This window comes from Niveispirillum sp., assembly GCF_052437035.1.
Classification (GTDB): domain Bacteria; phylum Pseudomonadota; class Alphaproteobacteria; order Azospirillales; family Azospirillaceae; genus Niveispirillum.
Map to the genome: position 1 here is coordinate 565,421 of NZ_JBQVOH010000001.1, position 23,984 is coordinate 589,404.

The 23,984-nt window shown below is 61.9% G+C and carries 25 protein-coding genes; 12 read left to right on the forward strand and 13 right to left on the reverse strand.

The window, feature by feature from the left end; all coding sequences use genetic code 11:
- Window positions 1–118 precede the first annotated feature (118 nt).
- Window positions 119–1,042 carry a 4-(cytidine 5'-diphospho)-2-C-methyl-D-erythritol kinase gene (locus ACT6Q8_RS02755; RefSeq protein ID WP_054167101.1) on the forward strand — a complete coding sequence of 308 codons (924 nt, stop codon included), beginning with the start codon at window positions 119–121 and terminating at the stop codon, window positions 1,040–1,042.
- Between the two features lie 22 nt (window positions 1,043–1,064).
- Window positions 1,065–1,595: a molybdenum cofactor biosynthesis protein B gene (gene moaB, locus ACT6Q8_RS02760; RefSeq protein WP_054167102.1), complete on the forward strand. Its 531-nt coding sequence runs from the start codon at window positions 1,065–1,067 to the stop codon at window positions 1,593–1,595.
- Between the two features lie 98 nt (window positions 1,596–1,693).
- On the opposite strand, the gene ACT6Q8_RS02765 is transcribed toward moaB, so the two are convergent.
- Together ACT6Q8_RS02765 and ACT6Q8_RS02770 are read right to left on the reverse strand one after the other, a co-directional pair.
- The gene (locus ACT6Q8_RS02765; protein WP_054167103.1) at window positions 1,694–2,050 is read right to left on the reverse strand and encodes a hypothetical protein; all 357 of its coding nucleotides are present in this window, start codon (window positions 2,048–2,050) and stop codon (window positions 1,694–1,696) included.
- A 12-nt stretch (window positions 2,051–2,062) separates the two neighbouring features.
- Window positions 2,063–2,623, reverse strand: coding sequence for a hypothetical protein (locus tag ACT6Q8_RS02770; protein ID WP_444732558.1), 561 nt, complete (start codon window positions 2,621–2,623; stop codon window positions 2,063–2,065).
- 288 nt (window positions 2,624–2,911) lie between these two features.
- On the opposite strand from ACT6Q8_RS02770, the gene ACT6Q8_RS02775 reads away from it, so the two are divergent.
- A complete protein-coding gene (locus tag ACT6Q8_RS02775; protein ID WP_054167105.1) occupies window positions 2,912–3,760 on the forward strand; it encodes a hypothetical protein in 849 nt (282 codons plus the stop codon).
- Between the two features lie 175 nt (window positions 3,761–3,935).
- The gene (gene ftsE / locus ACT6Q8_RS02780; protein ID WP_054167106.1) at window positions 3,936–4,634 is read left to right on the forward strand and encodes a cell division ATP-binding protein FtsE; all 699 of its coding nucleotides are present in this window, start codon (window positions 3,936–3,938) and stop codon (window positions 4,632–4,634) included.
- Here the strand turns inward: ftsE and ACT6Q8_RS02785 are convergent.
- From ACT6Q8_RS02785 to ACT6Q8_RS02810, 6 genes are all read right to left on the reverse strand, one after another.
- Complete coding sequence (locus ACT6Q8_RS02785; RefSeq protein ID WP_444732559.1) at window positions 4,631–4,957, reverse strand: type II toxin-antitoxin system RelE/ParE family toxin; 327 nt, start codon at window positions 4,955–4,957, stop codon at window positions 4,631–4,633. The two genes, ftsE and ACT6Q8_RS02785, sit on opposite strands and share 4 nt — an antisense overlap.
- Entirely contained in the window at window positions 4,950–5,237 is a 288-nt protein-coding gene (locus ACT6Q8_RS02790) for a type II toxin-antitoxin system ParD family antitoxin (RefSeq protein WP_054167108.1), read from the reverse strand. Before ACT6Q8_RS02790 ends, ACT6Q8_RS02785 begins: the two co-directional genes overlap by 8 nt.
- A 256-nt stretch (window positions 5,238–5,493) precedes the next feature.
- A complete protein-coding gene (gene greA, locus ACT6Q8_RS02795; RefSeq protein WP_054167109.1) occupies window positions 5,494–5,967 on the reverse strand; it encodes a transcription elongation factor GreA in 474 nt (157 codons plus the stop codon).
- A gap of 82 nt (window positions 5,968–6,049) precedes the next feature.
- The gene (gene carB / locus ACT6Q8_RS02800; RefSeq protein ID WP_054167110.1) at window positions 6,050–9,334 is read right to left on the reverse strand and encodes a carbamoyl-phosphate synthase large subunit; all 3,285 of its coding nucleotides are present in this window, start codon (window positions 9,332–9,334) and stop codon (window positions 6,050–6,052) included.
- Between the two features lie 194 nt (window positions 9,335–9,528).
- The gene (locus ACT6Q8_RS02805) at window positions 9,529–10,017 is read right to left on the reverse strand and encodes a hypothetical protein (protein ID WP_054167111.1); all 489 of its coding nucleotides are present in this window, start codon (window positions 10,015–10,017) and stop codon (window positions 9,529–9,531) included.
- 7 nt (window positions 10,018–10,024) lie between these two features.
- Window positions 10,025–10,357, reverse strand: a complete 333-nt coding sequence (locus ACT6Q8_RS02810; protein WP_054167112.1) for a hypothetical protein — start codon at window positions 10,355–10,357, stop codon at window positions 10,025–10,027.
- Between the two features lie 356 nt (window positions 10,358–10,713).
- On the opposite strand from ACT6Q8_RS02810, the gene ACT6Q8_RS02815 reads away from it, so the two are divergent.
- The 4 genes from ACT6Q8_RS02815 to ACT6Q8_RS02830 all read left to right on the forward strand — a co-directional run bounded on the left by ACT6Q8_RS02815 (window position 10,714) and on the right by ACT6Q8_RS02830 (window position 13,805).
- Entirely contained in the window at window positions 10,714–11,034 is a 321-nt protein-coding gene (locus ACT6Q8_RS02815) for a helix-turn-helix domain-containing protein (RefSeq protein ID WP_444732560.1), read from the forward strand.
- 55 nt (window positions 11,035–11,089) lie between these two features.
- Window positions 11,090–11,260 carry a type II toxin-antitoxin system VapC family toxin gene (locus tag ACT6Q8_RS02820; RefSeq protein ID WP_444732679.1) on the forward strand — a complete coding sequence of 57 codons (171 nt, stop codon included), beginning with the start codon at window positions 11,090–11,092 and terminating at the stop codon, window positions 11,258–11,260.
- 84 nt (window positions 11,261–11,344) lie between these two features.
- Entirely contained in the window at window positions 11,345–13,021 is a 1,677-nt protein-coding gene (gene ettA, locus ACT6Q8_RS02825) for an energy-dependent translational throttle protein EttA (protein ID WP_054167114.1), read from the forward strand.
- A 73-nt stretch (window positions 13,022–13,094) separates the two neighbouring features.
- Window positions 13,095–13,805 (forward strand): pseudouridine synthase, encoded by a 711-nt coding sequence (locus tag ACT6Q8_RS02830; protein ID WP_444732561.1) that lies wholly within the window; start codon window positions 13,095–13,097, stop codon window positions 13,803–13,805.
- Window positions 13,806–13,811: 6 nt separating this feature from the next.
- Here ACT6Q8_RS02830 and ACT6Q8_RS02835 read toward each other — a convergent pair whose 3' ends face one another.
- Window positions 13,812–13,940 carry an entericidin A/B family lipoprotein gene (locus ACT6Q8_RS02835; protein ID WP_082372187.1) on the reverse strand — a complete coding sequence of 43 codons (129 nt, stop codon included), beginning with the start codon at window positions 13,938–13,940 and terminating at the stop codon, window positions 13,812–13,814.
- 64 nt (window positions 13,941–14,004) lie between these two features.
- Between ACT6Q8_RS02835 and ACT6Q8_RS02840 the strand changes: the two genes are divergently transcribed.
- Window positions 14,005–14,769: a TlyA family RNA methyltransferase gene (locus ACT6Q8_RS02840; RefSeq protein WP_054167116.1), complete on the forward strand. Its 765-nt coding sequence runs from the start codon at window positions 14,005–14,007 to the stop codon at window positions 14,767–14,769.
- Window positions 14,770–14,956: 187 nt separating this feature from the next.
- On the opposite strand, the gene ACT6Q8_RS02845 is transcribed toward ACT6Q8_RS02840, so the two are convergent.
- The gene (locus ACT6Q8_RS02845) at window positions 14,957–16,468 is read right to left on the reverse strand and encodes an AMP nucleosidase (protein WP_444732562.1); all 1,512 of its coding nucleotides are present in this window, start codon (window positions 16,466–16,468) and stop codon (window positions 14,957–14,959) included.
- Between the two features lie 139 nt (window positions 16,469–16,607).
- On the reverse strand, window positions 16,608–17,570 hold the full coding sequence (locus ACT6Q8_RS02850; protein ID WP_444732563.1) for a ribonucleotide-diphosphate reductase subunit beta: 963 nt from the start codon (window positions 17,568–17,570) through the stop codon (window positions 16,608–16,610).
- A 269-nt stretch (window positions 17,571–17,839) separates the two neighbouring features.
- On the opposite strand from ACT6Q8_RS02850, the gene ACT6Q8_RS02855 reads away from it, so the two are divergent.
- On the forward strand, window positions 17,840–18,457 hold the full coding sequence (locus ACT6Q8_RS02855) for a hypothetical protein (RefSeq protein ID WP_444732564.1): 618 nt from the start codon (window positions 17,840–17,842) through the stop codon (window positions 18,455–18,457).
- 2 nt (window positions 18,458–18,459) lie between these two features.
- On the forward strand, window positions 18,460–19,260 hold the full coding sequence (locus tag ACT6Q8_RS02860; RefSeq protein WP_156344501.1) for a glycosyltransferase family 10 domain-containing protein: 801 nt from the start codon (window positions 18,460–18,462) through the stop codon (window positions 19,258–19,260).
- 36 nt (window positions 19,261–19,296) lie between these two features.
- Here ACT6Q8_RS02860 and ACT6Q8_RS02865 read toward each other — a convergent pair whose 3' ends face one another.
- A complete protein-coding gene (locus tag ACT6Q8_RS02865; RefSeq protein WP_444732565.1) occupies window positions 19,297–22,311 on the reverse strand; it encodes a transglycosylase domain-containing protein in 3,015 nt (1,004 codons plus the stop codon).
- 111 nt (window positions 22,312–22,422) lie between these two features.
- Window positions 22,423–22,860, reverse strand: coding sequence for a GtrA family protein (locus ACT6Q8_RS02870; RefSeq protein WP_444732566.1), 438 nt, complete (start codon window positions 22,858–22,860; stop codon window positions 22,423–22,425).
- Window positions 22,861–22,960: 100 nt separating this feature from the next.
- On the opposite strand from ACT6Q8_RS02870, the gene ACT6Q8_RS02875 reads away from it, so the two are divergent.
- Complete coding sequence (locus ACT6Q8_RS02875) at window positions 22,961–23,974, forward strand: class I SAM-dependent methyltransferase (protein ID WP_444732567.1); 1,014 nt, start codon at window positions 22,961–22,963, stop codon at window positions 23,972–23,974.
- Window positions 23,975–23,984 lie beyond the last annotated feature (10 nt).

Genomic DNA, 23,984 nt, shown 5'->3' on the forward strand with positions numbered 1-23,984 from the left:
TTGTGCAGACCTTTATAAGATGTGCCTGCCGACCCGCCCGGCGGAAAATTGTAACGGGGTGGTTTCATTTCGCGGCCTCTGCCAGAATGCAACGGCCGCAACCTTCGGACGCCGCCCCATGACCGCCATCCGTGCCTATGCCGCTGCCAAGTTGAACCTGTATCTGCATGTGCTGGGCCGGCGGGAAGACGGCTATCACCTGCTGGACAGTCTGGTGGCCTTCGCCAGCGCCCATGATCTGGTGGAGGTGGAAAGCACCCCCTATTTCAGCCTGCAACTGCACGGGCCGCATTCGCTGCCCCTGCTGATGGAGGATACGGAAAGCAATCTGGTAACCAAGGCCGTGTTCCGGCTGGCAGAGGCGCTGGGCCGCAAGCCGCATGTGACGGTGAAGCTGACCAAGAACCTGCCGCTGGCATCGGGGATTGGCGGCGGGTCAGCGGATGCGGCGGCCACCTTGCGCGCGCTGTGCGCCCTGTGGGATGTGCCGCTGAACCATCCGGCGGTCACGGAACTGGCGGCGAAGCTGGGGGCGGACGTGCCCGTCTGCGTCGGGTCGCGGACCAGCTATTTCGCGGGCACGGGCACCGACCTGTCGCCCGCCCCCGACTTGCCGGAAGATTGCTGGGTCGTTCTGGTCAATCCCGGCGTCTCCATGCCGACGCCCGCCGTATTCGAAGCACGCGATGGGGCCTTTTCAGAACCCGCCCGGCTGACCACATCCTTTACGGATGTCCGTGAACTGGCGGCCCTGCTGAAGGAGGGGCGGCGCAATGACCTGACCCCGCCCGCCGCGCGGTTGAGCCCCGTCATCACCCAAGTGCTGGCAGCCCTCGATTCGACGGCGGGATGCCTCTTGTCGCGCATGTCGGGCAGCGGGGCCACCTGTTTCGGGCTTTATGTCGATTTCGACCATGCCGTGGCGGCGGCTGAACTGATCGGCGGGATTCGTCCCGGCTGGTGGGTGCAGCCGGCGGCCCTGCTGAATGATTTGTCGGGGCTGGAAGTATTGGAAGGGGTCACCCTTCTCGACTGGCCGTAAGTTTTTCAGGAGTAGAGGAACCATGTCCCGAATTGATCTGTCCCGCCGTTTCCTGGCCGTGAATATCGCGGTGCTGACCGTGTCTGACACGCGTGGCCTGTCGGATGACAAATCCGGCGATACGCTGGTGGAACGGCTGACCAGTGACGGCCATGTGCTGGCCGCCCGCGCCATCGTGCGCGACGATGTCCGCGCCATCGTAGATCAGCTGCGCGTCTGGATCGATGATCCGGCCATTGATGTCGTCATTTCCACGGGCGGCACCGGTCTGACGGGCCGCGATGTGACGCCGGAAGCCTTCGAAAGCGTGTTCGAAAAGACGATCAACGGCTTTGGGGAGATGTTCCGCATGCTCTCCTATCAGAAGATCGGCACCTCGGCCCTGCAAAGCCGCGCCACGGGCGGGGTGGCCAAGGGCACCTACCTGTTCGCCCTGCCGGGCAGCCCCAGCGCCTGTCGCGATGGTTGGGACCTGATCCTCAAATACCAGTTGGATAACCGCCACCGCCCCTGCAACCTAGTCGAACTGATGCCCCGGTTGCAGGAGAAGTGAGAGTGTGTCGCATGCGCTTCGCTTATGCGACCTACGTCTAATCATTTTCGTAGGTCGCACAAGCGAAGCGCATGCGACAGGGCATGGATTCGGATTTCTCACTGCCCCCAGGCGGGCGGGGTGAAATGCAGGCCGGTGGCGCCCGACAGGGCGCCCCACAGGGTCCCGACTACCCCGTTCCACAGCTGCTCTGCCGTCACCAGTGACAGGCCGACAAGCACGCGCACAAAATTCTGGGCGCTCTGCTTCAACTGATCCAGGAAGAACTGCTGCAGGGACGGGCGGATTTCACCCGATGCGATGCCGCCGGCGATGGTTTCCGCCTGCTGTGCCATGGCCGCCAGCTGTTGTTGGGAGAAACCCTGCGCCGTCTCGATATTCTGGCCCAGGATGGCGGTGGCCTGTGTCTTGATCTGGTTGATCAGGTCGGGGACGTTGATGGGCGTGATGGTCATGTCCGTCTCTCCTTACGGCTCGGACGCGGGCGGCTGCGGCACGCCGCGCGCCAGGGCGTTCTCATAGGTCAGGGCCTGCTGGATATCGATGCTGAACTGCTGCTGGAAGGCCTGGGCCTCCAGACTGCTGATCCCGCCTGACTGGTCGGCCTGCTGCATCGTCGTGAACTGAACCCCGATTTTGGTCAGTATGTCGCCCGTGGGCGTGGCCAGGGTTTGGATTTTGGTCCATTCCTTGACCTTCGACTCCAGGAATTTCGGCAGGGTGGTGGGGTCGGGCCGCGCCTGGGCCAGATTGGCCAGCGCGTTGGCCTGCCCGATCAACTGCGTATAGGTGCCCTGGCGCTGCGCGAAGCTGGAGGCCGGGACACCGCCCGCCACCTGCGCATAGAGCAGCATGGCCTGCTGGTTCAGGCTGGCGACGCCATTGGCAATCGACGCGTCATAGGGGGGGGCCAGCTGCGCCGTACAGCCGGCCAGCGCGCCACCCAGGAACAGCAAGGCGAACAGAAGGCGCAGGCGGGCCAGGACGGGCGCCAGGGACAGGCGCCGGTTGTGGATGGGAACGATCACGGTGGCATCTCCCCCTCGGGTGATATTCGGGGTGATCCTATCAGGTATGATGACCAATACACGATAAAAGATTAGGAACTATCACATCAACACACGCAAAGGCCGCATCCCGGCGAATGCACCCAATGATGAAATTCATCTAAAATCACGGACTAATGGCCCGGCGGCATTGAAGGTGACGGGGAAAACGGGTAACGATTCCGCCGCTGCGACATTGGCGGCGGCCATGGCATGGCCGTACCCTTGTCGCACCCGAATATTCAAGGCTGGGCGCAGGAGAGAATTGGCATGACGCGGACCTTCATCTCGATGGCGAAGACGGGTGGGCAGGGCAAGACCCTGACGGCCCAGATGCTGGTGCTGCAGCACGAGCAGAAGGGCGTGCCTGTCAAGCTGGCGGCCGCGGACAGCGACAGCCTGAACCAGCGCTCCAAGTTTGGTCGCCTGTTCCGCAACGTGAAGGAGCTGGGCATCGGCGAAGACCTGACCAAGGTCAAAAGCTCCACCGACCCGAACCTCGCCATCAAGTATTGGGATGAGTTTGGCCGCACCGTTCTGGAAGGCGGCTATATCATCGACGTGGGCGCCAATGTCGCGGCAGAGCTGTTCGCCTGGGCCGAGGCGCGTAACGCCGGTTCCCTGCTGCGCCGCCGCAACTCGCCCCCCATCGATCTGGTGGTGACCACCAAGGCCGAAAGCCAGGCCATTGAGGATGCGCGCGGCCTGATCCAGTACAGCTTCGACAAGAATGAGTGGATGCCCATTGGCCGCCGCTATGTCGTGCTGAACGAGGTCTCGGGCGGCTTCGGTGCCTATGAGAACGACCCGAACTTCAAGCGCCTGAAGGCCTATCAGGGCATGGGCGTGCATATCGTCACCATGAAGCGCTGCGAAAGCGACATCTGGACCTTGCTGGAACGCGAACTGATCTCCGTCCGCGAAGCGCTGAAGATGACCGAGGTCGATTTGGAAAAGCGCTTCGGCATTGATGTCTGGACCGGCCATGGCGGCCTGACCGACCTGAAGAGCTGGGCCGAAGAGACGCTGTCGTCGTTTGAGAAGGTGGGTCTGGTGCCGGTGCGCGACAGCGGCCATCTGGATAGCGGTGTGGAGGCAGTCGGCGCCGGCTGTTCCTGAAAGGAACCGGGCCCGGCGCCACAGGCTTCACCGCCGCCCCCGCCACCTCCTGTACCGGCGCCGCCAAGGCGCCCGGTGCATCCGGCGGGACGGCACAAGAAGAAGCGCCGGTAACAAGGTATGGCCCTGCTCCCGCAAGGGGGGCAGGGCCGATTTATAGACGGAGGATCGGGGTTTGGTCCGTTTCGAAAATGTCGGGTTGCGCTACGGCAATGGGCCGGAGGTGCTGCGCGACCTCAGTTTCGAACTCGCCCCCGGTTCCTTTCAGTTCCTGACCGGCCCCACCGGTGCCGGCAAATCCAGCCTGCTGAAGCTGCTCTACCTCTCCGAACGCCCCTCACGCGGCCTGATCACCCTGTTCGGGGAGCCTTTGTCCAAGGTGCCGCGCGACCGGCTGCATGAACTGCGCCGCCGTATCGGCGTGGTCTTTCAGGATTTCCGCCTGCTGGACCATATGAGCGCCTATGACAATGTCGCCCTGCCGCTGCGCATCGCCGGCCATGGCGAAAAGCACATCAAGGAAGCCGTCACGGAACTGATGGAATGGGTTGGCCTGTCCGACAAGATGGGCGCGCTGCCGGCCACCCTGTCGGGCGGTCAGAAGCAGCTGATCGCCATTGCCCGCGCCGTCATCACCAGCCCGTCCCTGATCGTGGCGGACGAGCCGACCGGCAACATCGACCGCGACATGTCGATGAAGATCATGCGGCTGTTCATCGAACTGAACAAGCAGGGCACGACCGTCATCGTCGCCACCCACGACTGGCCCCTGATCGACAAGATCAAGCGCCCGATGCTGGAACTGTTCGAGGGCAAACTGGCCGAAGCGTCCTGGTGGCTGAAGCCGGGCGAGGGGCTGGAGGAGCCGGTTTAGGCTGTATCTGATGGTTCAGCGTCATCTTGCGCGCGCATCAGGGCGGCGTAGTCCCTGTCGCCGTAAAATACCCTGACAATAGAAATCGAGTTTTCGCTGATCCTATACGCCACCATGACGCGTTGGAGCGTCGTATAAATCCGCACACCGATCCCAAGGTCCTCGCGTGCAGGGCCAAGGCGCGGATGGGTTTCCAAGAGCCTACAACGCTCTCGGATGTCCTGGACATAAGCGAAAGCCCTTCGCGGATTGTCAGCCGCGATATGATCGTAAATCGCGTCCAGATCAGCTAGCGCTGCTGGGCGATAGACAAGATCAGGCATGGTCCGCCCGGCCATTCAGGGAGCGGGCAAGGCGATCCCTGAAATGCTGCTCGATATCGGCGTCTGTTACGGAGGGACGCGGATCAGAATCAGCCTCTGCGATGCGGGCGCGGACGCTAGCGATTCGTTCAAGGCGCTGTGCTTCGCGCTCTTGCCATAGCCGCAGGGCATCCCGGATCACCTCGCTGTTGGACGCGTAGCGACCTTCCTCGACCTGGGCGCGGATCTGGCTGACCATGTCTGAGGGCAGCGTGATGCTCATCCGTTCAACGTTCTGCATTATGGCACCTCCACCTACCACTATGACATGAAGTATTACTTAATCATACCGGGTTAACCACGATCCGTTAGCACCGTAGATCAGGTCGAAGCGAAGCCTCGTCCTAACAGAACAGGCTGTTGTTAGGGCTCGCGCGCAGCGCTCGACCTGACCTGCGATTTTCTGTCCGGCAACCACACATCCCCCAAAAAGCCAAACCCGCCACGGCGGGGCCGGGCGGGTTCGATGCTTTGATACGGAAACCTTGGAAACGGCCCTACTTGAAGGCGATGCCCACGATCTCATAGCTCTTGGAGCCGCCGGGCGTGGTCACTTCCACACTGTCGCCGACCGACTTGCCGATCAGGGCGCGGGCCAGCGGGCTGGTGATAGAGATCAGGCTCTGCTTGATGTCGCTCTCATCCTGGCCGACGATCTGATAGGTCACCTCTTCATCGGTGTCCTCATCCGCCAGCGTGATAGTGGCCCCGAACTTCACGGCATTGCCGGACAGCTTGGTAGGCTCGATCACTTCGGCGCGGCTGATCTTATCTTCCAGCTCCATCACGCGGCCTTCGATGAAGGACTGCTTCTCGCGCGCGGCATGGTACTCGGCATTTTCCGACAGGTCGCCATGCTCGCGGGCTTCCGCGATGGCTTTGATCACGGCGGGCCGCTCAACGCTCTTCAGATGCTTCAACTCATCCTGCAGCCGGTTGTACCCCCGAGCCGTCATGGGAACTTTTTCCATCGTGCCCTATCCCAGTAAAGGTAGCCCAGAAACAAAATAAGCCCGACGGGGCGGCTTCCCGCCCCGACCGACCAAACCGTCCTTAGTAAGAGCCGCTCAAGTAAGACTGGAGCGGGGCCACGTCCAGACCGCCGACCTTCAACGCCGAGATGGCTTCAACTGCCGCCTCGGCTCCAGCCACCGTGGTGTAGTACGGGATGTTATTGGTCAGCGCGGCGCGGCGCAAGCTGAAGCTGTCGGAAACCGCCTGCGACCCTTCGGTCGTGTTGAAGATCAGCTGCACATCGCCATTGATCATGGCATCGACAATGTGCGGCTGGCCTTCGACCACCTTGTTGATGGCGGCGACCTTGACGCCGTTATCGGCCAGATGCTTGGCGGTACCGCGCGTCGCGATCACCTTGAAGCCCATTTCCAGCAGCTTGGCGGCCACCGGCACCATGGAGGGCTTGTCACCCTCGCGGACGGAGATGAAGACGGTGCCTTCCTTGGGCAGGGTGACACCGGCCCCCATCTGGCTCTTGGCGAAGGCCAAGCCAAAGTTCTTATCCAGGCCCATCACCTCGCCCGTGGAGCGCATTTCCGGCCCCAGCAGGATGTCCACACCGGGGAAACGGTTGAACGGGAACACGGCTTCCTTGACCGCCGTGTGCGGCGGGAAGGGGCCGGACAGCTTGAACTGGCTCAGCTTTTCGCCGGCCATCACACGGGCCGCGATCTTGGCGATGGCCGTGCCGGTGGCCTTGGCCACGAAGGGCACGGTCCGGCTGGCGCGCGGGTTCACTTCCAGGATGTAGATGTCGTAACCGCCGATGCCCGACCCGTCCGCGCTCTGCTTGACCGCGAACTGGATGTTCATCAGGCCAACGACGTTCAGGCCCTTGGCCAGCTTCACCGCCTGCACCGTCAACTCGTCGATGACGGGCTTGGACAGGGTATAGGGGGGAAGGGCGCAGGCGCTGTCGCCGGAATGGATACCCGCTTCCTCGATATGCTCCATGATGCCGGCGACATAGACCTCGCCGTCGGCATCGGCCACGGCGTCCACATCCACCTCGATGGCGTTCTGGAGATAGCTGTCGATCAGCACCGGGTTGTTGCCCGACACCTTCACGGCGGTGGCGATGTAGCGATGCAGGCCGGCCATATCATGGACGATCTCCATGGCGCGGCCACCCAGCACATAGGACGGGCGGATAACGACGGGGAAGCCGATCTTCTCGGCCACCGCAACGGCTTCTTCCAGCGAACGAGCCAGGCCGTTGGCCGGCTGGCGCAGTTCCAGCTTGTGCAGCAGTTGCTGGAACCGTTCGCGGTCCTCGGCAAGGTCGATGGCGTCCGGCGTGGTGCCCAGGATGGGGAGACCCGCCTGCTCCAACGCCTTGGCCAGCTTCAGCGGCGTCTGGCCGCCGAACTGCACGATCAGGCCGACAACCTCGCCGTTCTGCTTTTCCTTCTCCACCAGCTCGATCACGTCTTCGGCGGTCAGCGGCTCGAAATACAGACGGTCGGCGGTGTCATAGTCGGTGGAAACCGTTTCCGGGTTGCAGTTGACCATGATCGTCTCATAGCCCGCTTCCTGCAGCGCATAGACGGCATGGACACAGCAATAGTCGAACTCAATGCCCTGGCCGATGCGGTTGGGACCGCCGCCCAGGATGACCACCTTTTTCTTGTCCGTCGGGTCTGCCTCGCACTCCGCCGGCTCCAGACCGTTGCCTTCATAGGTGGAGTACATATAGGGCGTGTCGCTGGCGAATTCGGCGGCACAGGTGTCGATGCGCTTGAACACCGGGCGCACGTTCATGGCGCGGCGATGGGCGGCAACGGCGGCCTCCGGCTGGTCCAGCAGGGTGGCCAGGCGCGCGTCGCTGAACCCCATGGATTTGATGCGGGCCATGTACTGGGCGTCGATGCCCGACAGGCCGGTAGCCTTGATCGCCGCCTCTTCCTGCACGATGGCTTCGATCTGGCGCATGAACCAGGGGTCGTACTTGCACTCTTCGTAAATCTGCTCAACGGTCCAGCCATGGCGCATGGCCTGGGCCACGATCAGCAGACGTTCCGGCGTCGGACGGCTCAGCATATGGCGCAGGCGACCCTGGTCGACATTGCCATTGGCATCGCGCAGGTCGATCTCGTCAAAGCCGTTCAGGCCGGTTTCCAGACCGCGCAGCGCCTTTTGCATGCTCTCGGCAAAGGTACGGCCAATGGCCATGACCTCACCCACCGACTTCATGCTGGTCGTCAGGGTGTTGTCGGCGCCGGGGAACTTCTCGAACGCAAAGCGCGGGATCTTGGTGACGACATAATCAATCGTCGGCTCAAAGCTGGCGGGCGTGGAGCCGGTAATGTCGTTGTCCAGCTCATCCAGCGTGTAACCGACGGCCAGCTTGGCGGCGATCTTGGCGATGGGGAAGCCGGTGGCCTTGGACGCCAGCGCGGAGGAGCGCGAGACGCGGGGGTTCATCTCGATCACGACCATGCGGCCCGTGTCGGGATGGATGCCGAACTGCACGTTCGACCCGCCCGTATCCACACCGATCTCGCGCAGCACCGTCAGGCTGGCATTGCGCATGATCTGGTATTCTTTGTCGGTCAGCGTCAGGGCCGGGGCGACCGTCATGCTGTCGCCCGTATGCACGCCCATGGCGTCGATATTCTCAATGGAACAGATGATGATGCAGTTGTCCTTGCTGTCGCGGACAACCTCCATCTCATATTCTTTCCAGCCCAGGACCGATTCCTCGATCAGGACCTCGTTCACCGGGCTGGCGCGCAGGCCGCCGCGCACGATGTCCTCGAACTCCGCCCGGTTGAAGGCGATGCCGCCGCCGGTACCGGCCAGCGTGAAGGACGGGCGGATAATGGCGGGCAGGCCGACAACGGCCAGCGCGTCCAGCGCCTCGTCAAAATTCTTGACCACGCGCGACCGCGGGCTTTCCAGCCCGATCTTGTCCATGGCGTCGCGGAACTTCAGGCGGTCTTCGGCCTTTTCGATGACATCGGCCTTGGCACCGATCATCTCGATGCCCAGGCGCTCCAGCGTGCCATTATGGAACAGGGCCAGTGCAGTGTTCAGCGCCGTCTGCCCGCCCATGGTGGGCAGCAACGCGTCGGGCCGCTCCTTTTCCAGGATCTTGGCGACGACGGCGGGGGTGATCGGCTCGATATAGGTGGCGTCGGCCAGACCCGGATCGGTCATGATGGTGGCCGGGTTGGAGTTTACCAGGATGACCCGGTATCCTTCCTCCTTCAGCGCCTTACAGGCCTGAACGCCGGAATAGTCGAATTCGCAGGCCTGTCCGATAATGATCGGACCCGCGCCGATGATGCAGATGGATTTGATGTCGGTGCGTTTCGGCATGATCAGTCGGACCGTCTTTTTCGGGCGGGAAGGGCGATATGGTCGCGGCAAAACGCCCCCCGCTCCACAATGGGTGCGGGGGGCGCCCGGCTGAGGCGCCTATATAGAGGGGTCGGCCCCCAAATTGAAGTGCCCAGCTTGGGGCGCTGGGATGCGTCAGGCGGGACGCAGAAACCACCGCAACGCGGGCACCCTTACGGCCCGATATAAAAGCGCTGAAGGTCCGCCTGCCGCGCCGTGAAGACGGTGCAGTTGGTGCTTTCCTGGCCCTTGAAGAAATAGACCAGCGCCTCGTCCCGCCGGCGTGTCGGATCGAACAGGTTCACGGCCATGCGGCCATAGGCAACGCCGAAGGGCCGTTCCTCCGGCCCGAAGGCGCGGTAATGCAGATTGACCAGCTGGTTGAACCGCCCCTGCCGGCACAGCCGTGACAGTTCCAGATCAGCCTTCATCAGCCCGCGCGAGGGGGCGTTGAAGGAATAGACGATGCGGTCGCGCCGTTGCGGCGCGGGCCGGGGGCGGGCGATGGCCGGATCAATCCAGCTCTGCCAGGGCAGCTTGCCGAATCCATTGACCTTGTCCGCCTGCGCTGGTGCGGGCCGGTCAGCCAGCGCAGTGCCGGGCAGTGCCGCAATAGTAAGGCAGCCGGCCAGGGCCAGCAGGGGAAGGGCAGGGCGGATCATGTCTGGATCAGCGTGTGATGGCGAACCGGGCCAGGAACAGCGCCACGGCCTTCTTGCTCTCTTCCGGCAGGCTGGTGAAATTGATCTTGGTGCCAGCCTTCTTGTCCACCGTGGCAACGGTGCCCGCACCCTTCAGCTTCAGGTTCTGCTTGGGGTCCTTCAGGTTCAGATCGAACGTAACCGACTGCCCGACCTTCAGCTTGGCCCCGGAAACCGTCACCGAATTGACACCCAGATTCGCGACCGTCAGCTCCTTGCCGTCGATATTCAGATGCGCGGTGTATTTCTGCACCTTCACCTTTTCAACGACATCCACCTTCAGGAAGTCGAACATGCCCATTGTGCTGGCTCCCCGGGGGCGTGGCTTCGGTAGGGTATGTTACAGGATTTTGGCGGGTTTGGCGTGGGGGAATTGGGATAGGCGGTGGGGAAGGGTGGTTGGGTGGGGATGGTGGTTGCAACATGGTGGACGCAGGCCGCTGGTGCGGACCGCACCGACCGCAATCGCCCCCTCCTTCGTCATCCCGGCGTAGGCCGGGACCCAGGGGCCACATGCTCCACGCGTGGGATTTCCCCGCTGGAAAGCAGGTGGACAGGTCGGGCTTGTGACCCTGGGTCCCGGCTTGTCGCCGGGATGACGAAGATGGTCTTTAGACCGTTCTAAACTCAGCCTCCGCCCCACCGGAGGGCCAGGACATGACCGCCAACTCTATCGACCAACGCACCGGTAATGTCTTCGCCGACCTGGGTATGCCCGACCCAGAGAGCCACCTGTTGAAAGCCCAGCTTGTTGCCCGGCTTGCATCGGTCTTGAAGGATCAGGGCCTAACCCAAGCCGACGCCGCCCAGCGAGTGGGCGTCAGCCAACCTGATATCTCCCGCCTGCTGTGCGGTCAGTTTCGGGATATCTCGGTGGAACGGCTGTTGCGCATGCTGGTGCGGTTGGGCTGTGCGGTGGATATCGTGGTCAAGCCAACCTCCGATGCGGCCCCAACGCCACTGATTTCGGTGGTGTGACCTCCGTATGGATCATTACCTGCGAGTAGATCACTGCTGACGCGACTATGATCTGCTGACGGAACCCAATGCATGGCAGTCGGTGGCGGACTTGGCGGCCAAGCACCGGCTGACTGTATACGACGCCTCCTATCTGGCCCTGGCGCTGGACCGTGGCCTGCCACTGGCCACCTTTGACAAGGAGATCATCGCGGCCGCCCGCTCCCTCTCCGTGCCGCTCTTCTAACCCCACCCCCCGATTGCACCCCGCGCCCTGCTGCGGTACAAGGCCCGCAAACCTTTTGCAGACGCTTATCTGAAGGATGCCCCCATGGCCGCGTATCAATATGTCTATGTGATGAAGGGTGTGACCAAGGTCTATCCCGGCGGCAAGAAGGTATTCGAGAATATCTGGCTGTCCTTCTATCCCGGCGCCAAGATCGGCGTGCTGGGTGTGAACGGCTCGGGTAAGTCGACCCTGCTGAAGATCATGGCGGGTCTGGACAAGGATTATAATGGCGAGGCCTGGTCCGCCGAAGGCGTGAAGGTCGGGTACCTGCCGCAGGAGCCGCAGCTGAACCCGGCCAAGAATGTCTGGGACAATGTCATGGAAGGCGTTGGCCCCACCAAGGCGCTGCTGGACCGGTTCAACGAAGTGTCGGAGGCCATGGCCGATCCCGACGCCGATTTCGATGCGCTGATGGCCGAACAGGCCGATTTGCAGGAAAAGATCGACGCGGCCGACGCCTGGGACCTGGACCGCACCGTTGAAATCGCCATGGACGCGCTGCGCTGCCCCGCCGGCGATGCCGACGTGAGCAAGCTGTCGGGCGGTGAGAAGCGCCGCGTGGCGCTGTGCAAGCTGCTGCTGTCCAAGCCCGACATGCTGCTGCTGGACGAACCGACCAACCATCTGGACGCCGAGAGCGTGGCCTGGCTGCAGCGCTTCCTGGCCGATTATCCCGGCACCGTCGTCATGGTCACCCACGACCGTTACTTCCTGGATGCCGTCACCGGCTGGATCCTGGAACTGGATCGCGGCTCGGGCATCCCGTATGAGGGCAATTATTCCGCCTGGCTGGAGCAGAAGCAGAAGCGTTTGGAACAGGAAGGCCGCGAAGAGGGTGCCAAGCAGAAGCAGCTGGCCCAGGAACTGGAATGGGTGCGCGCTTCTCCGAAGGCCCGTCAGGCCAAGTCCAAGGCCCGTATCCAGGCCTATGAAGAATTGCTGGCATCCGCCAACCAGAAGGAAGCCATCGGCGAAACCCGCATCGTCATTCCCACGCCGCCGCGCCTGGGCAATGTCGTTATCGAGGCCGAGAACCTGCGCAAGGGCTTTGGCGACCGGCTGCTGATCGACGATCTGTCCTTCCGCCTGCCGCCCGGTGGGATTGTCGGCATCATCGGCCCCAACGGTGCCGGTAAGACCACCCTGTTCCGCATGATCACCGGCGCGGAAAAGCCCGATGGCGGCAATTTCCGCGTGGGCGAGACGGTGCAGCTGGGTTATGTGGACCAGAGCCGCGATAGCCTGGATGACAAGAAGAACGTCTGGGAGGAAATCTCCGGCGGTCTGGACGTGATCGAGTTGGGCAAGAAGTCCATGCCGTCCCGCGCCTATGTCAGCGCTTTCAACTTCCGTGGGCCGGATCAGCAGAAGAAGCTGGGCCAGCTGTCGGGTGGTGAGCGCAACCGCGTGCATCTGGCCAAGATGCTGAAGTCCGGCGCCAACGTTCTGCTGCTTGACGAACCGACCAACGATCTGGACGTTGAAACCCTGCGTGCGCTGGAAGAGGCGTTGACGACGTTCCCCGGCTGCGCCGTGGTCATCTCGCACGATCGCTGGTTCCTGGACCGTCTGGCCACGCACATCCTGGCGTTCGAGGGCGACAGCCAGGTCGTCTGGTTCGAGGGCAACTACGCGGATTATGAAGCCGATAAGCGCCGCCGCCTGGGTGCAGAGGCCGACCAGCCGCACCGCATCAAGTACAAGCCGCTGGAACGCTGATCACCGGCGCATAGCGTTGTTCTGGGGCCGGGGAGTAATCCCCGGCCCTTGTTCATTCAAAGAGGTTCTATCGATGCGCATTGTCCGCCTGATCGCCAATCTGGGTTATGGCAGCCAGCGCGACGTGAAGATGCTGCTGAAGGAGGGCCGCGTCACGCGGGCCGATGGCAGCCCCCTGTCCGATGGGGACAAGGTCGAGCATGCTGATATCCGTATCGATGGTGAGGAACTGGACCCGCCCCAGGGGTCGGTGCTGATGCTGCACAAGCCGTCGGGCTATACGTGCTCGACCAGCGATCCGGGTCGGGTAGTGTATGAGCTGCTGCCCGAGCGGTTTGAATATCGCAACCCGATCATCGCGCCGGTAGGGCGGTTGGACCGCGATACGACGGGTCTGCTGCTGCTGACCGATGATGGCCAGTTGCTCCACCGCATCATCTCGCCCAAGGCCAATGTGCCCAAGGTCTATGAGGCGGAACTGGCCCGCTCCCTGACGGGGGAGGAAGCGGCGGTGTTCGCATCCGGCACGCTGATGCTGAAATCGGAGAAGACGCCGCTTCTGCCGGCCACGCTGGACGTGCTGGGTGAGAAGCGGGCGCGCCTGACCATCCAGGAAGGGCGCTATCACCAGATCCGCCGCATGTTCGCGGCGGTCGGCAACCATGTGGAGACGCTGCACCGCGTCTCCATCGGTGGGCTGACGCTGGGCGATCTGGCGGAGGGGGAATGGCGGCTGCTGGACGCGGGCGAGGTCGCGTCCGTCTTTGCCGCCGCCCCTTCCTGACACCCCTTACTGCGCGCCCTTCTCGATGGCCTTACCGGCGCTCTTGATGTCCTTGCCCACGCCTTCAACGGTATTGCAGGCGGAAAGCGACAGGGCGGCCAGGGCGAGGGTGGTGAGGATCAGGGCGCGTTTCATTGTCTTATCCATGGTTCTGGGACTATCTATCCCGGTTACCCCATTATCGCAAAAGCGGGTTCCCATGTCCAAGCCGCCAAAAGTTAAAGAGCCGAAAGTCAGAGTGGATCAGGCTTTGGTCGATCGTGGCTTGGCCGAAAGCCGGTCCAAGGCCCAGGCCCTTATCCTGGCCGGTCTGGTCTATGCCGACACCCGCCGCATCGACAAGGCTGGCGATACCGTGCCGGAAAGCCAGTTGCTGCTGGTAAAGGGCCAGGACCATCCCTGGGTCAGCCGGGGTGGGCTGAAGCTGGTGAAGGGGCTGGACAATTTCGGGATCGATCCCACCGGCTTTGTCGGCATTGATGTGGGGGCTTCTACCGGCGGCTTCACCGATGTGCTGCTGACGCGGGGGGCGGCCAAGGTCTATGCCGTCGATGTCGGGCATGGGCAGCTGGCCTGGAAAATCCGGGAGGATGAACGGGTGGTGGTGCTGGAGAAAACCAACGCCCGCCACCTGACGGCGGAGATCATCCCCGATCCCGTCGATATCGTGGTCTGTGACGCCAGCTTCATCGGCCTGGAAACCGTGCTGCCCGCCGCCATGGCCCTGACCAAGCCCGGCGCTTACCTCGTCGCCCTGATCAAGCCGCAGTTTGAGGTGGGCAAAGGCCGCGTGGGCAAGGGCGGGGTGGTGCGGGAGCCGGAACTGCACCAGGAGGTCTGCGACCGTATCCAAGGCTGGCTGGCGGGGCAGGCGGGCTGGACCGTGCTGGGCGTAGTTGAAAGCCCGATCACGGGGCCGGAGGGGAATAAGGAGTTCCTGATCGGGGGACGCCGGGAGGGGTAAGGAAGGACGCACCCTCACCCTGCGTGGTCCCCTCACCCTCCCAAACGCTGACACGTTCGGGCCCCTCCCTCTCCCACTGTCGTGGGCGAGGGGCTTCAATTTCGCCCCTCTACCGCTTGCGGGAGAGAGAGGCGCCCGTTGGCGTTAGCCAATGGAAGGGTGAGGGTAGCACCATCCGTGCCCCGTGTTACTGAAACGCCGCTTCCGCAAAGCTGCGCAGCTTGCGGCTGTGCAGCCGTTCCAGGCCCGTGTCGCGCATCATTTCCATGGCGCGCATGCCGATGGCCAGATGCTGGTCTACACGCGCGCGGTAGAAATGGTTGGCCATGCCGGGTAACTTGATCTCGCCATGCAGCGGCTTGTCCGACACGCACAGCAAGGTGCCGTAGGGCACGCGGAAGCGGAAGCCGTTGGCGGCGACCGTTGCCGATTCCATGTCCAGCGCGATGGCGCGCGACTGGCTGAACCGCTGCACCGGCTCGCTATGGTCGCGCAGTTCCCAGTTGCGGTTGTCGATGGTGGCAACGGTGCCCGTGCGCATAATCGACTTCAGCTCCCAGCCCTTCAGGCCGGTCACTTCCTCCACCGCGTCCTCCAGCGCCACCTGCACTTCGGCAAGCGCCGGGACGGGGACCCAGGTTGGCAGGTCGGCATCCAGCACCTTGTCGTCACGCACATAGCCATGGGCCAGAGCATAATCGCCCAGCTTCTGGGTGTCGCGCAGGCCCGCGCAATGGCCCAGCATCAGCCAGACATGCGGGCGCAAGACGGCAATATGGTCGCTGATCGTCTTGGCGTTGGATGGGCCGACGCCGATATTGACGATGGTGATGCCATTGCCGTCCTTGCGCTTCAGGTGATATGCTGGCATCTGCGGCAGGCGGGCGACCTTCTGGCCCTGCGGCTCCTTACCCGGATAGACGGCCTGGTTCCAGGTGATGTGGTCGCCTGGCTCAATGAAGGCTTCGTACTGGCGGCGATAGGCCTGGGTGGCCGGGTCGTCCGACGGTTCCATGATCTCCAGCCCACGGCGCACGAACTCATCAATGTAGAACTGATAGTTCGTAAACAGGACGTAGTTCTGGAAATGGTCGGGCTTGGTCGCGGTGTAGTGCTTCAGCCGGTGCAGGCTGTAATCCACGCGCGGCGCCGTGAACAGGGCCAGCGGACGCGGGGCACCCGGCGGGGTGATGTGCGTGCCGTTGACGATGCTGTCATCCATGTAGATCAGATCGGGCAGGTCGAAATAGTCGCGCAACTGGTACAGCCGCTCCGGCGTCAGGTCGCCTTCGACATGCATGCCCTCGGGATAGGCGAACTGTATCGGGATCGGCGTCTCGCTGATCCCCACTTCCAGCGGCACACCGTGATTCTTCACCAGCAGCGAGAACTGATGGTGAAGGTAATGGTCGAACAGGTCGGGGCGCGTGACGGTGGTGCGGAAGGTGCCCATGCCATGGACGAAGCCATAGGCCAGGCGGCTGTCGATGCGGGGTTCGCTGTCGATGCGGATCTGAATGAAGGGGTAGCAGGCGCGCACACGCCCGCCCAAATCCTCGCCACGGGCAAAAGCAGAAAACCGGTCACGCAGAAAATCGACGGCCTGATCATAAAGCGCCCGGACACGGGCATATGCGCCATCAGCGTCGGTGAAGCTTTCCACCGGCAGATCAAGGGTCGAATTGTTGGATGAAATCACTGTGCAAGCTCCTATGAGTTTGCACTTCTTTATGCGCCAAGCCAGGGGGGCTTGGGAAGGGGCATTTTGCAGGCAGACATGTTAAGGGCCCGGCGCGGCATTTTTGCCGCTGTACCGGGCCCTGCATCAGCCAGAAAACTTAGTCGCCGAACGCTTCTTCCCAGCTGCCCTTGGTGGCGGCCTTGGAATATTCGGTGGCGCGGTTTTCGAAGAAGTTGGTGTGTTCCACGCCGTTCAGGATGGCATCCATCCAGGGCAGGGGGTTCTTTTCGGTCTTATAGATGGGCTGCAGGCCCAGCTGTGCCAGACGGCGGTCGGCGATGTAGCGGATGTACTTCTTCACATCCTCGCCTTCCATGCCCTTCACTGCACCCATCTCGAACGCCAGATCGATGAAGGCGTCCTCATGATGCACGATGGTTTCGCAGGCGACATACAGCTCGCGCTGGAACTCCTCGTCCCAGACCTCGGGGTTTTCGGAAATGAAGGTCTTGAACAGCTGGATGATGGACTGCGTATGCAGGCTTTCATCGCGCACCGACCAGGTGACGATCTGTCCCATGCCCTTCATCTTCCCGAAGCGTGGGAAGTTCATAAGGATGGCGAAGCTGGCGAACAGCTGCAGGCCTTCGGTGAAGGCGCCGAACACCGCCAGCGTCTTGGCGATGTCCTTTTTACTGTCGACATTGAACTCGTGCATGTAGTCGTACTTGTCCTTCATCGCCTTGTAATGAAGGAACGCCGAATACTCGACCTCGGGCATGCCGATTGTGTCAAGCAGGTGGCTGTAGGCTGCGATATGCACCGTCTCCATAGCGGAGAAAGCGGCCAGCATCATGCAGACCTCGGTCGGCTGGAACACGCGGCTATAATGCCGCATGTAGCAATTGTTCACCTCGACATCGGCCTGGGTGAAGAATCGGAAAATCTGCGTCAGCAGGTTCCGCTCGCCGTCCGACAGGTTGTTGCGCCAGTCTTTGACGTCATCGGCCAGCGGCACTTCCTCCGGCAGCCAATGGATTCGCTGCTGCGTCAGCCAGGCCTCATAGGCCCATGGATAGCGGAAAGGCTTGTAAACCGGGTTCGGCGTCAGCAAGGACATGGCACCAACACTAGATGTAGGGGGTGGATGCCGTAAGCTAGCACAATGGGCGGCGGGGGGAAGGGGTCTTTGGCTGTGAATGATGTGGATAAAGGGGATGGTCGAAAGGGTGGGGTGCGTCGACGATGCCCGTTGGCAGAGTTGGCTGCCGCCGTAGGCTGTGTAATTGCTTGACGGTCTGGTCGATTTGGATAGCTTGTGAAAGCTTCACTGCATGCATTTTAGGCCGGTTTTTACGCCAATTGGTCGGATTCAGGGAGCCTGCGCCGATGAAATTTAAAATTGATGACTTTGTCTACGATATTTTAATTGAGATGGGGCATTCCTCAATGTGCCTTGTTCCCGATGCCCTGCGATCGGGATTTCAAGAGATCTATAGAATTGAGCCTTCTCCAGCGCGACATTCTGACGTTTACAATGCGGTCAGGATTGAATTGGAGCGTCAGCCATCAGCGACTAGAATCATGCTGTATGGTGGTTCTGCCGTCGCGGCGTTAAACCAGGCTTGCGAGAATTCGCAAAATAAATCTGTGACTGTTCACTTGATCAATAAAGAGCCAGATTGTGATATGGGCTCTTCTGCAGATATTCATCATGGGTTGGTGGATGAAATTCAGGTTGTCCGGCGCTGGTTCAGCGACAATATATTTCATCCTATTGTTATCGTGAGCGGTGTCGGAGGTGATCGGGGGCGGTTGCTGGTTTCTGAGGTGATCGATGCATTGCTGGATATTTGTCCGCTTTATTATTTTCAGATGCTTGATGATGATTTGCGTCGCAATGTATTGGTCGCGGTACCTCCAGCCTGGGTTTATGCGTGGGCAGCCGGCGGCGCGGCTTCTATATCAGGTGGCCAAACAGCTACAGCTCACAGCAGTCAGGATTGATCATGTTAGTGGAGAATTTTGGTGTTCACTGGCTGCGCATAAATCTGCCATTTCCATGTGAAGTACATTGGTGCCGCCCGGTGCGGCTAGAAGTAAATGATAATTACAAGGTGTTGCTGATCAATAGTGAGCCATTGGAGTTTCTTGTTAGTGTCGATGAGTTGTCAAAAATATATCAGTACTTTGACCTTATAATTGCTTACCATCCCCGTTACAGCGTATTTCCAAATTGTGTCCTTAGGCCATTTGGGTGTCTCTATGCAACGAAGACTCCCTCCAGAAAGGAATTCTCTGCAAGCTTTCTATTCAGCATTGGAAGCAATCGACCGAAGCGCATTGGGTATGCGGAGCGCATCAATCTTCTGAATGATTTGTCGCTGGGTTCTACAATACCCCTGCGCGTTTACAAAGGCCGTCAATACGCTATGGATGACCGGGTCCCTTATCCGCTTCTGCCTGACGATACCAAGAACGTTTTGTTCGAATCTATGTTTCACATTGCTATCGAAAATGCATTTGATGAGCATTATTTTTCTGAAAAATTAATGGACTGTTTTGCGACTTATACCATTCCTATCTATATGGGATGTCCAAATATCGGTGATTACTTCGATGTTGATGGAATGATATTGATTTCGCCGGGCGATAATATAACGGAGGTTTTAAATCGGTTGACCATTTCCGACTATTGGAACCGCCTTGAAAGCATGGCTGAAAATAGTAGGCGGGCTCAGAAGTATTTCGCCTATCTGCCGGCGTGCCGAAGCCTCATTCTTGAGGCTTGGCGTCATCGTCAAAAGTAGCCGGCCCCTACTCTCAGATCTTGAACGTGTCGACCGCTACCGTCCCCGCTCCGCCGTCTGAGTATCGGCGTTCAGCAGCGGGTTCAGCGCGGGGGCCAGTATCTTCAGCAACTGTGAGGGTAGGGCGGAGGTGAAGCGGTACTCCGCCGCTTCCGGCCCATGCACATGTGCCGTGATCACGCCGAAAAAGCGGTCGCCGATATAGAAGACGAAGGTGGCGGTGCGGTTGACCACACGGCTTTCCAGGACAACCCCACCGGGGCCATAGCGTTCGAAACGATGGTCGCCCGTGCCCGTCTTGCCACCGATGGGCATTTCGGCGCCGTCGGCAGCGGTGAAGGCGCCCTTCACACGGCGCGCGGTGCCATTATCCACGATATCGCGCAGGTGGCGGCGCACGACGCGGGCGACCGACGGTTCCATCACCTGCTCTGCCCCGTCCAGCAGCTTGGCCGGCACAAAGCTGGTCTCATACGGCGTGCCGGTCGCAAAATGCAGGCGGCCCACGCGCAAGGTGGGCAGGCGCACACCGTCATTCAGGATGATGCCCATCAGTTCGGCGAGTGCACCGGGCCGGTCGGCCGAACTGCCGATGGAGGTGGCGTAGCTGGCGATCAGGCTGCCGAATGGGTAGCCAAGGCGCGTCCATTCCTCATGAATGCGGTTGAACGCCTCTTCCTCCAGCACGATGCCGATGCGCGTATCCTGCGCCTGTTTGGAGCGGGAGGTGAACAGCCATTTATAGCTTTCCTGGCGCGGCACGCTGCTGTCTTTCAGCATCTCCCCGCGCTGTGCCTGCCGGCTGTCCTGAAGATAGCCGACCAGCCACAGTTCCAGCGGATGCACGCCCACAATATAGCCCCGGTCGTTCAGCGACCAATTGTCGGGGTTATAGCGGTCAAACAGCGCCTTCACCTGTGCCTCCGGCGGGCCGCCGGCGGGCATATGCCGGTTCAGGAAGACGCCCAGATCCTCTGCCGTGGCATTGGGCAGGGCGGAGCGGAAAATGACCGACAGCCGGTCCGGCGTGGCCCGGATACGCTTGGCCAGCTTGTCCAGGGCCGCTTCGGGCTCCAGCCCCTTATAGTCGGTCCAGAACTTGTTCAGGTAGGCGCTACCCTCCTGATCCGCGAACTGCGCCAGATAGGTGCGGCGGGCCGGGTGGCGGGGATCATCCATCAAATCGTCGCGGCTGTCCGGCCCCTCGGCGATGTAATGGTTCACGATGTCCCGCATCATGCGGATGAAGACAAGGTTGACGGAATGGCGGAACGCCTCTGACACGGTGATGACCTTGCCATCATCCTTGTCGTCGAAATTCCCGAAACTGTGCAGGCCGCCGCCCGTGAAGAAGCGTTCGGCGGGGCTGGCCGAATATTCCCGCTCCATGGCAAGGTCCAGCAGGGGGGCGATGCCGATGCTGGGGTTGGCCGCCATGGTACGCAGCACCCATTGCGTCAGCCGGTCGGGCGCCTCCAGCGCTGCCGCCTCCAACTCATAGCTTTCCCGCGTGATGTAGCGGGCATGCAGCCGGGAGATGATTTCGAGATAGGTGACCAGCGTACGCAGCTTGGCCGTGGAGCCAAGGTCGAGCTTGGCCCCCTCATTCAGATCCAGCGGCTGGGGCAGCGTGTCGACCTGCACCCGGACCAGGTTCGCCTCTGCGGTGCGTTCGAACAGGGTGACGGAATAGACGATGCGGGCCGGGTCGGCATTGTTCAGCAGCCGGTCACCGACCAGACCTAAGGCCGCCGCCTGTGCCGGGTCGGCCAGTTTCTTCAGCGTCTCTGTCACCCGCGCCTGTGTCGGCTGGTCCAGGGTGGTGTCGACGGCAAGGTCCAGCCGGTCCAGCGCATAAAGGCTGGGCACACCCAACATGCCCAGCAGCCGGGCGCGGATGGCGTTGGTGGCCTTCTGCTCCACAAAGCTGGGTTCGGGGATGTCGGGCGGCGCTTCCTTGAACCGCAGGGGGAAGAAGCGGGCGGCATCGGCCAGGGGCGCGGCGATGACGCCGGCGCGCTCCAGCAGGGTCAGGTGGGCATTCGCCAGATCATTCAACGCCTTGCGGCCATTGGCCCCCAGATAGGCCGATGGCCGGCGTTGGGCCAGCAGCAGGCTCAACACCTGTTTGTAGACAACGGCCTGGACCTGCAAATCCTCCTCGGTCCGGGGATGGCCGCGCAGGATGCGGTTGGCGATGGTGAAGTCGGTGCCGTACCAGGCCCAGAGACCATCCCCCAGCCCATTGACCTCCCCCACGCCGGGGCGGGCGGAAAGCGGGGTGGAGTTCAGGTAATCCACCAGGATCTGATGGCGCACCCGCGTGGTATCCGTCCCCCCCTTATAGGCGCGGACAGAGGCCGACATCATCTGCCGCAGCTTTTCCACCCCGCTGCCCGTTCGCCCCTCCGGCGAGTGGCGGTACTTCTCGATCTGGGTGGCAAGCGTGGAGCCGCCGGCGCGCGGGCTATCCGGGTCGATGAATTTCAGGGGGATATTGATGACGGCCAGACCGAACCGGTCCCATTCCACCGCCGGATTGCGGTTGGGATATGTGGTGTCCAGCAACTCCCGGTTCTCAATGAACAGCAGCGTGTCGGCCACCAGCTTCGGCACCTCGTTAAACCCGGCATAGATGCGTTCGGGATAACGCGCGTCGAACAGGGGATTGCCCATCTGATCGCGGATGGACAGGCCGCCGGACGTCTTCTCCGCATAGGGCGCAAAGCCGCCGAAATCCATGTAGTCGCGCAGTTGCGGGCTGGGCCTTGCCTGCAAATCCACGCGGTAATCGGCGGCGATCAGCCGTTCCACGAAGCCGGGAATGGCGGCATAGCCCAAGCGGGCATCATAGGGGCCCTGGCCCGGAAAGCGGATATCGGGATTTGGGCCGGGTTCCACGCGCCAAGTCAGGTCACGCCCATACCGGGCCAGCACTTCTGACTGAAGGGCGGAGGTACGGCTTTCCTGCCACAGCGCGGCACCGGCACCGGTTGCCAGCGCCAGGGTCATGCCCCAGGTCATCCAGCGATAGAACCGTGCCGATGGCATGCGTGAAAAAGCTCCCCGAACCCCTTGTTATTGAAGCATGCATAGCATGGGCGCGAACGGGTCCGCCACCGGTGGCTTGCGCCCTCTGTCTTATGGACGTGCCCGGTCACATCAGGCGTTGCGGAAGACCAGTTTCTTGGACAAGACAAAGTTGAAAACCAGCCCCGAAACGCTGCCCGCTGCCACCCCGGCATAGGGCAGCAGGGCCGTCAGCAGGTCTGGCCACAGGTCGATAGCGGCGATGACCCAGGGGCCGACCTTCAGCACCAGCACATAGACGCCGTAATTCACCACGGCCCCCACAGCATTGGCCGCCAGGAACCGCGCCCATTGCCGGATGGCCCCGCGCCGGCTGACGCCCGTGAAGGTGAATTGACGGTTCATGTACCAGGTAAACGTCGCCGCCATCAGGTAGGAGAAGACGCGCCCGCCATAGGGGTCGAGGCCCAGCAGATGCAGGGCTACGGCCAGCGATGCCATATCGACAAACAGGCCGCCGACACCGATCAGGGCGAAGGTGGCGAACTGGCGGGATGTCTGCTGCGTCATGATGGCCGGCGGCGTTGATGAAGTGGACCTTTGCTACACGGTTTCGGGCGTGCGGTCACGCCACTCGACACCGGCGGGCGGATGGGTTACGCGTTCGGCCATGTCCATCGCCAAAGCCCTCCACCACCCGTTCGCCGCCGGCATGCTGCCCTTGCCGGTGTCGGGCTTCATCCTGAATGTACAGGCCGATGCCGAGCTGCCGCCCGGTCTGCGCGCCCTGACCTGTGTCACGGGGTTCAAGCCCGCGCATGAGGCGCTGACCCAGGCCGGGTTCCGCGTCGTGCAGACCCTGGCCGATGGCGATTATCAGGCGGGCCTGTGCCTGATGACCAAGCATAAGGCCGAAAGCCTGGCCAGCATCGCTCAGGCCTGGGACGCGCTGCCCGTTGGTGGCCTGCTGGTCTGTTCGGGCGATAATGATACGGGCGTCACCAGCCTGATGAAGGCGGTGAAGGAGGCGTTTGGGGAGGTGGAAAGCCTGTCCAAATACCATGCCCGCGTCTTCTGGTGGCGCAAAGGTGCCGGCGAGGCGCCAGCGGTTCTGGCTGGTTGGCGGGCGGGCGCGGCTGTGCGCCCCGTGGCCGCCACGGGCTTCACCGCAGGTCCCGGCATGCATGGCTGGAACAAGATCGATATCGGGTCGCGTCTGCTGGCGGCACAGTTTCCGGGTGCCATCCGGGGTCGCGTAGCCGATCTGGGGGCCGGTTGGGGCTACCTGTCGGCGGAACTGCTGCGCGCCGCACCGGGGCGGATCACGGGGCTGGATCTGTATGAGGCGGATGCAGCATCCCTGGCCGCTGCCGCCGTCAATGTGGCGCCGCTGGCCGGTGGCACGGTCCTGAAATACCATTGGGCCGATGTGACGGCGGGCCTGCCGCGTGGCCGGTTCGACTGGGTCATCACCAACCCGCCGTTTCACACCGGTAAAGCCACCGACGTGACCCTGGGCAGCCAGTTCATCACCCGTGCCGCGGAAGCGCTGGGCAGTGGCGGTACCATGCTGCTGGTCGCCAACAAGCACCTGCCCTATGAGGCGGTGGTGGACAAGCACTTTAAGTCCCGCCGGACCGTGGCGGAGGCGGATGGGTTCAAGGTGATTGAGGGGAAGCGGTAGGGGGGATTGA

Coding starts and splice junctions, on each gene's coding strand:
- ACT6Q8_RS02755 (WP_054167101.1), top strand. CDS start 119: ATGACCGCCATCCGTGCCTATGCCGCTGCCAAGTTGAACCTGTATCTG.
- moaB (WP_054167102.1), top strand. CDS start 1,065: ATGTCCCGAATTGATCTGTCCCGCCGTTTCCTGGCCGTGAATATCGCG.
- ACT6Q8_RS02765 (WP_054167103.1), bottom strand. CDS start 2,050: ATGACCATCACGCCCATCAACGTCCCCGACCTGATCAACCAGATCAAG.
- ACT6Q8_RS02775 (WP_054167105.1), top strand. CDS start 2,912: ATGACGCGGACCTTCATCTCGATGGCGAAGACGGGTGGGCAGGGCAAG.
- ACT6Q8_RS02785 (WP_444732559.1), bottom strand. CDS start 4,957: ATGCCTGATCTTGTCTATCGCCCAGCAGCGCTAGCTGATCTGGACGCG.
- ACT6Q8_RS02790 (WP_054167108.1), bottom strand. CDS start 5,237: ATGCAGAACGTTGAACGGATGAGCATCACGCTGCCCTCAGACATGGTC.
- greA (WP_054167109.1), bottom strand. CDS start 5,967: ATGGAAAAAGTTCCCATGACGGCTCGGGGGTACAACCGGCTGCAGGAT.
- carB (WP_054167110.1), bottom strand. CDS start 9,334: ATGCCGAAACGCACCGACATCAAATCCATCTGCATCATCGGCGCGGGT.
- ACT6Q8_RS02805 (WP_054167111.1), bottom strand. CDS start 10,017: ATGATCCGCCCTGCCCTTCCCCTGCTGGCCCTGGCCGGCTGCCTTACT.
- ACT6Q8_RS02810 (WP_054167112.1), bottom strand. CDS start 10,357: ATGGGCATGTTCGACTTCCTGAAGGTGGATGTCGTTGAAAAGGTGAAG.
- ACT6Q8_RS02815 (WP_444732560.1), top strand. CDS start 10,714: ATGACCGCCAACTCTATCGACCAACGCACCGGTAATGTCTTCGCCGAC.
- ettA (WP_054167114.1), top strand. CDS start 11,345: ATGGCCGCGTATCAATATGTCTATGTGATGAAGGGTGTGACCAAGGTC.
- ACT6Q8_RS02830 (WP_444732561.1), top strand. CDS start 13,095: ATGCGCATTGTCCGCCTGATCGCCAATCTGGGTTATGGCAGCCAGCGC.
- ACT6Q8_RS02835 (WP_082372187.1), bottom strand. CDS start 13,940: ATGAAACGCGCCCTGATCCTCACCACCCTCGCCCTGGCCGCCCTGTCG.
- ACT6Q8_RS02840 (WP_054167116.1), top strand. CDS start 14,005: ATGTCCAAGCCGCCAAAAGTTAAAGAGCCGAAAGTCAGAGTGGATCAG.
- ACT6Q8_RS02850 (WP_444732563.1), bottom strand. CDS start 17,570: ATGTCCTTGCTGACGCCGAACCCGGTTTACAAGCCTTTCCGCTATCCA.
- ACT6Q8_RS02855 (WP_444732564.1), top strand. CDS start 17,840: ATGAAATTTAAAATTGATGACTTTGTCTACGATATTTTAATTGAGATG.
- ACT6Q8_RS02860 (WP_156344501.1), top strand. CDS start 18,460: ATGTTAGTGGAGAATTTTGGTGTTCACTGGCTGCGCATAAATCTGCCA.
- ACT6Q8_RS02865 (WP_444732565.1), bottom strand. CDS start 22,311: ATGCCATCGGCACGGTTCTATCGCTGGATGACCTGGGGCATGACCCTG.
- ACT6Q8_RS02870 (WP_444732566.1), bottom strand. CDS start 22,860: ATGACGCAGCAGACATCCCGCCAGTTCGCCACCTTCGCCCTGATCGGT.
- ACT6Q8_RS02875 (WP_444732567.1), top strand. CDS start 22,961: ATGTCCATCGCCAAAGCCCTCCACCACCCGTTCGCCGCCGGCATGCTG.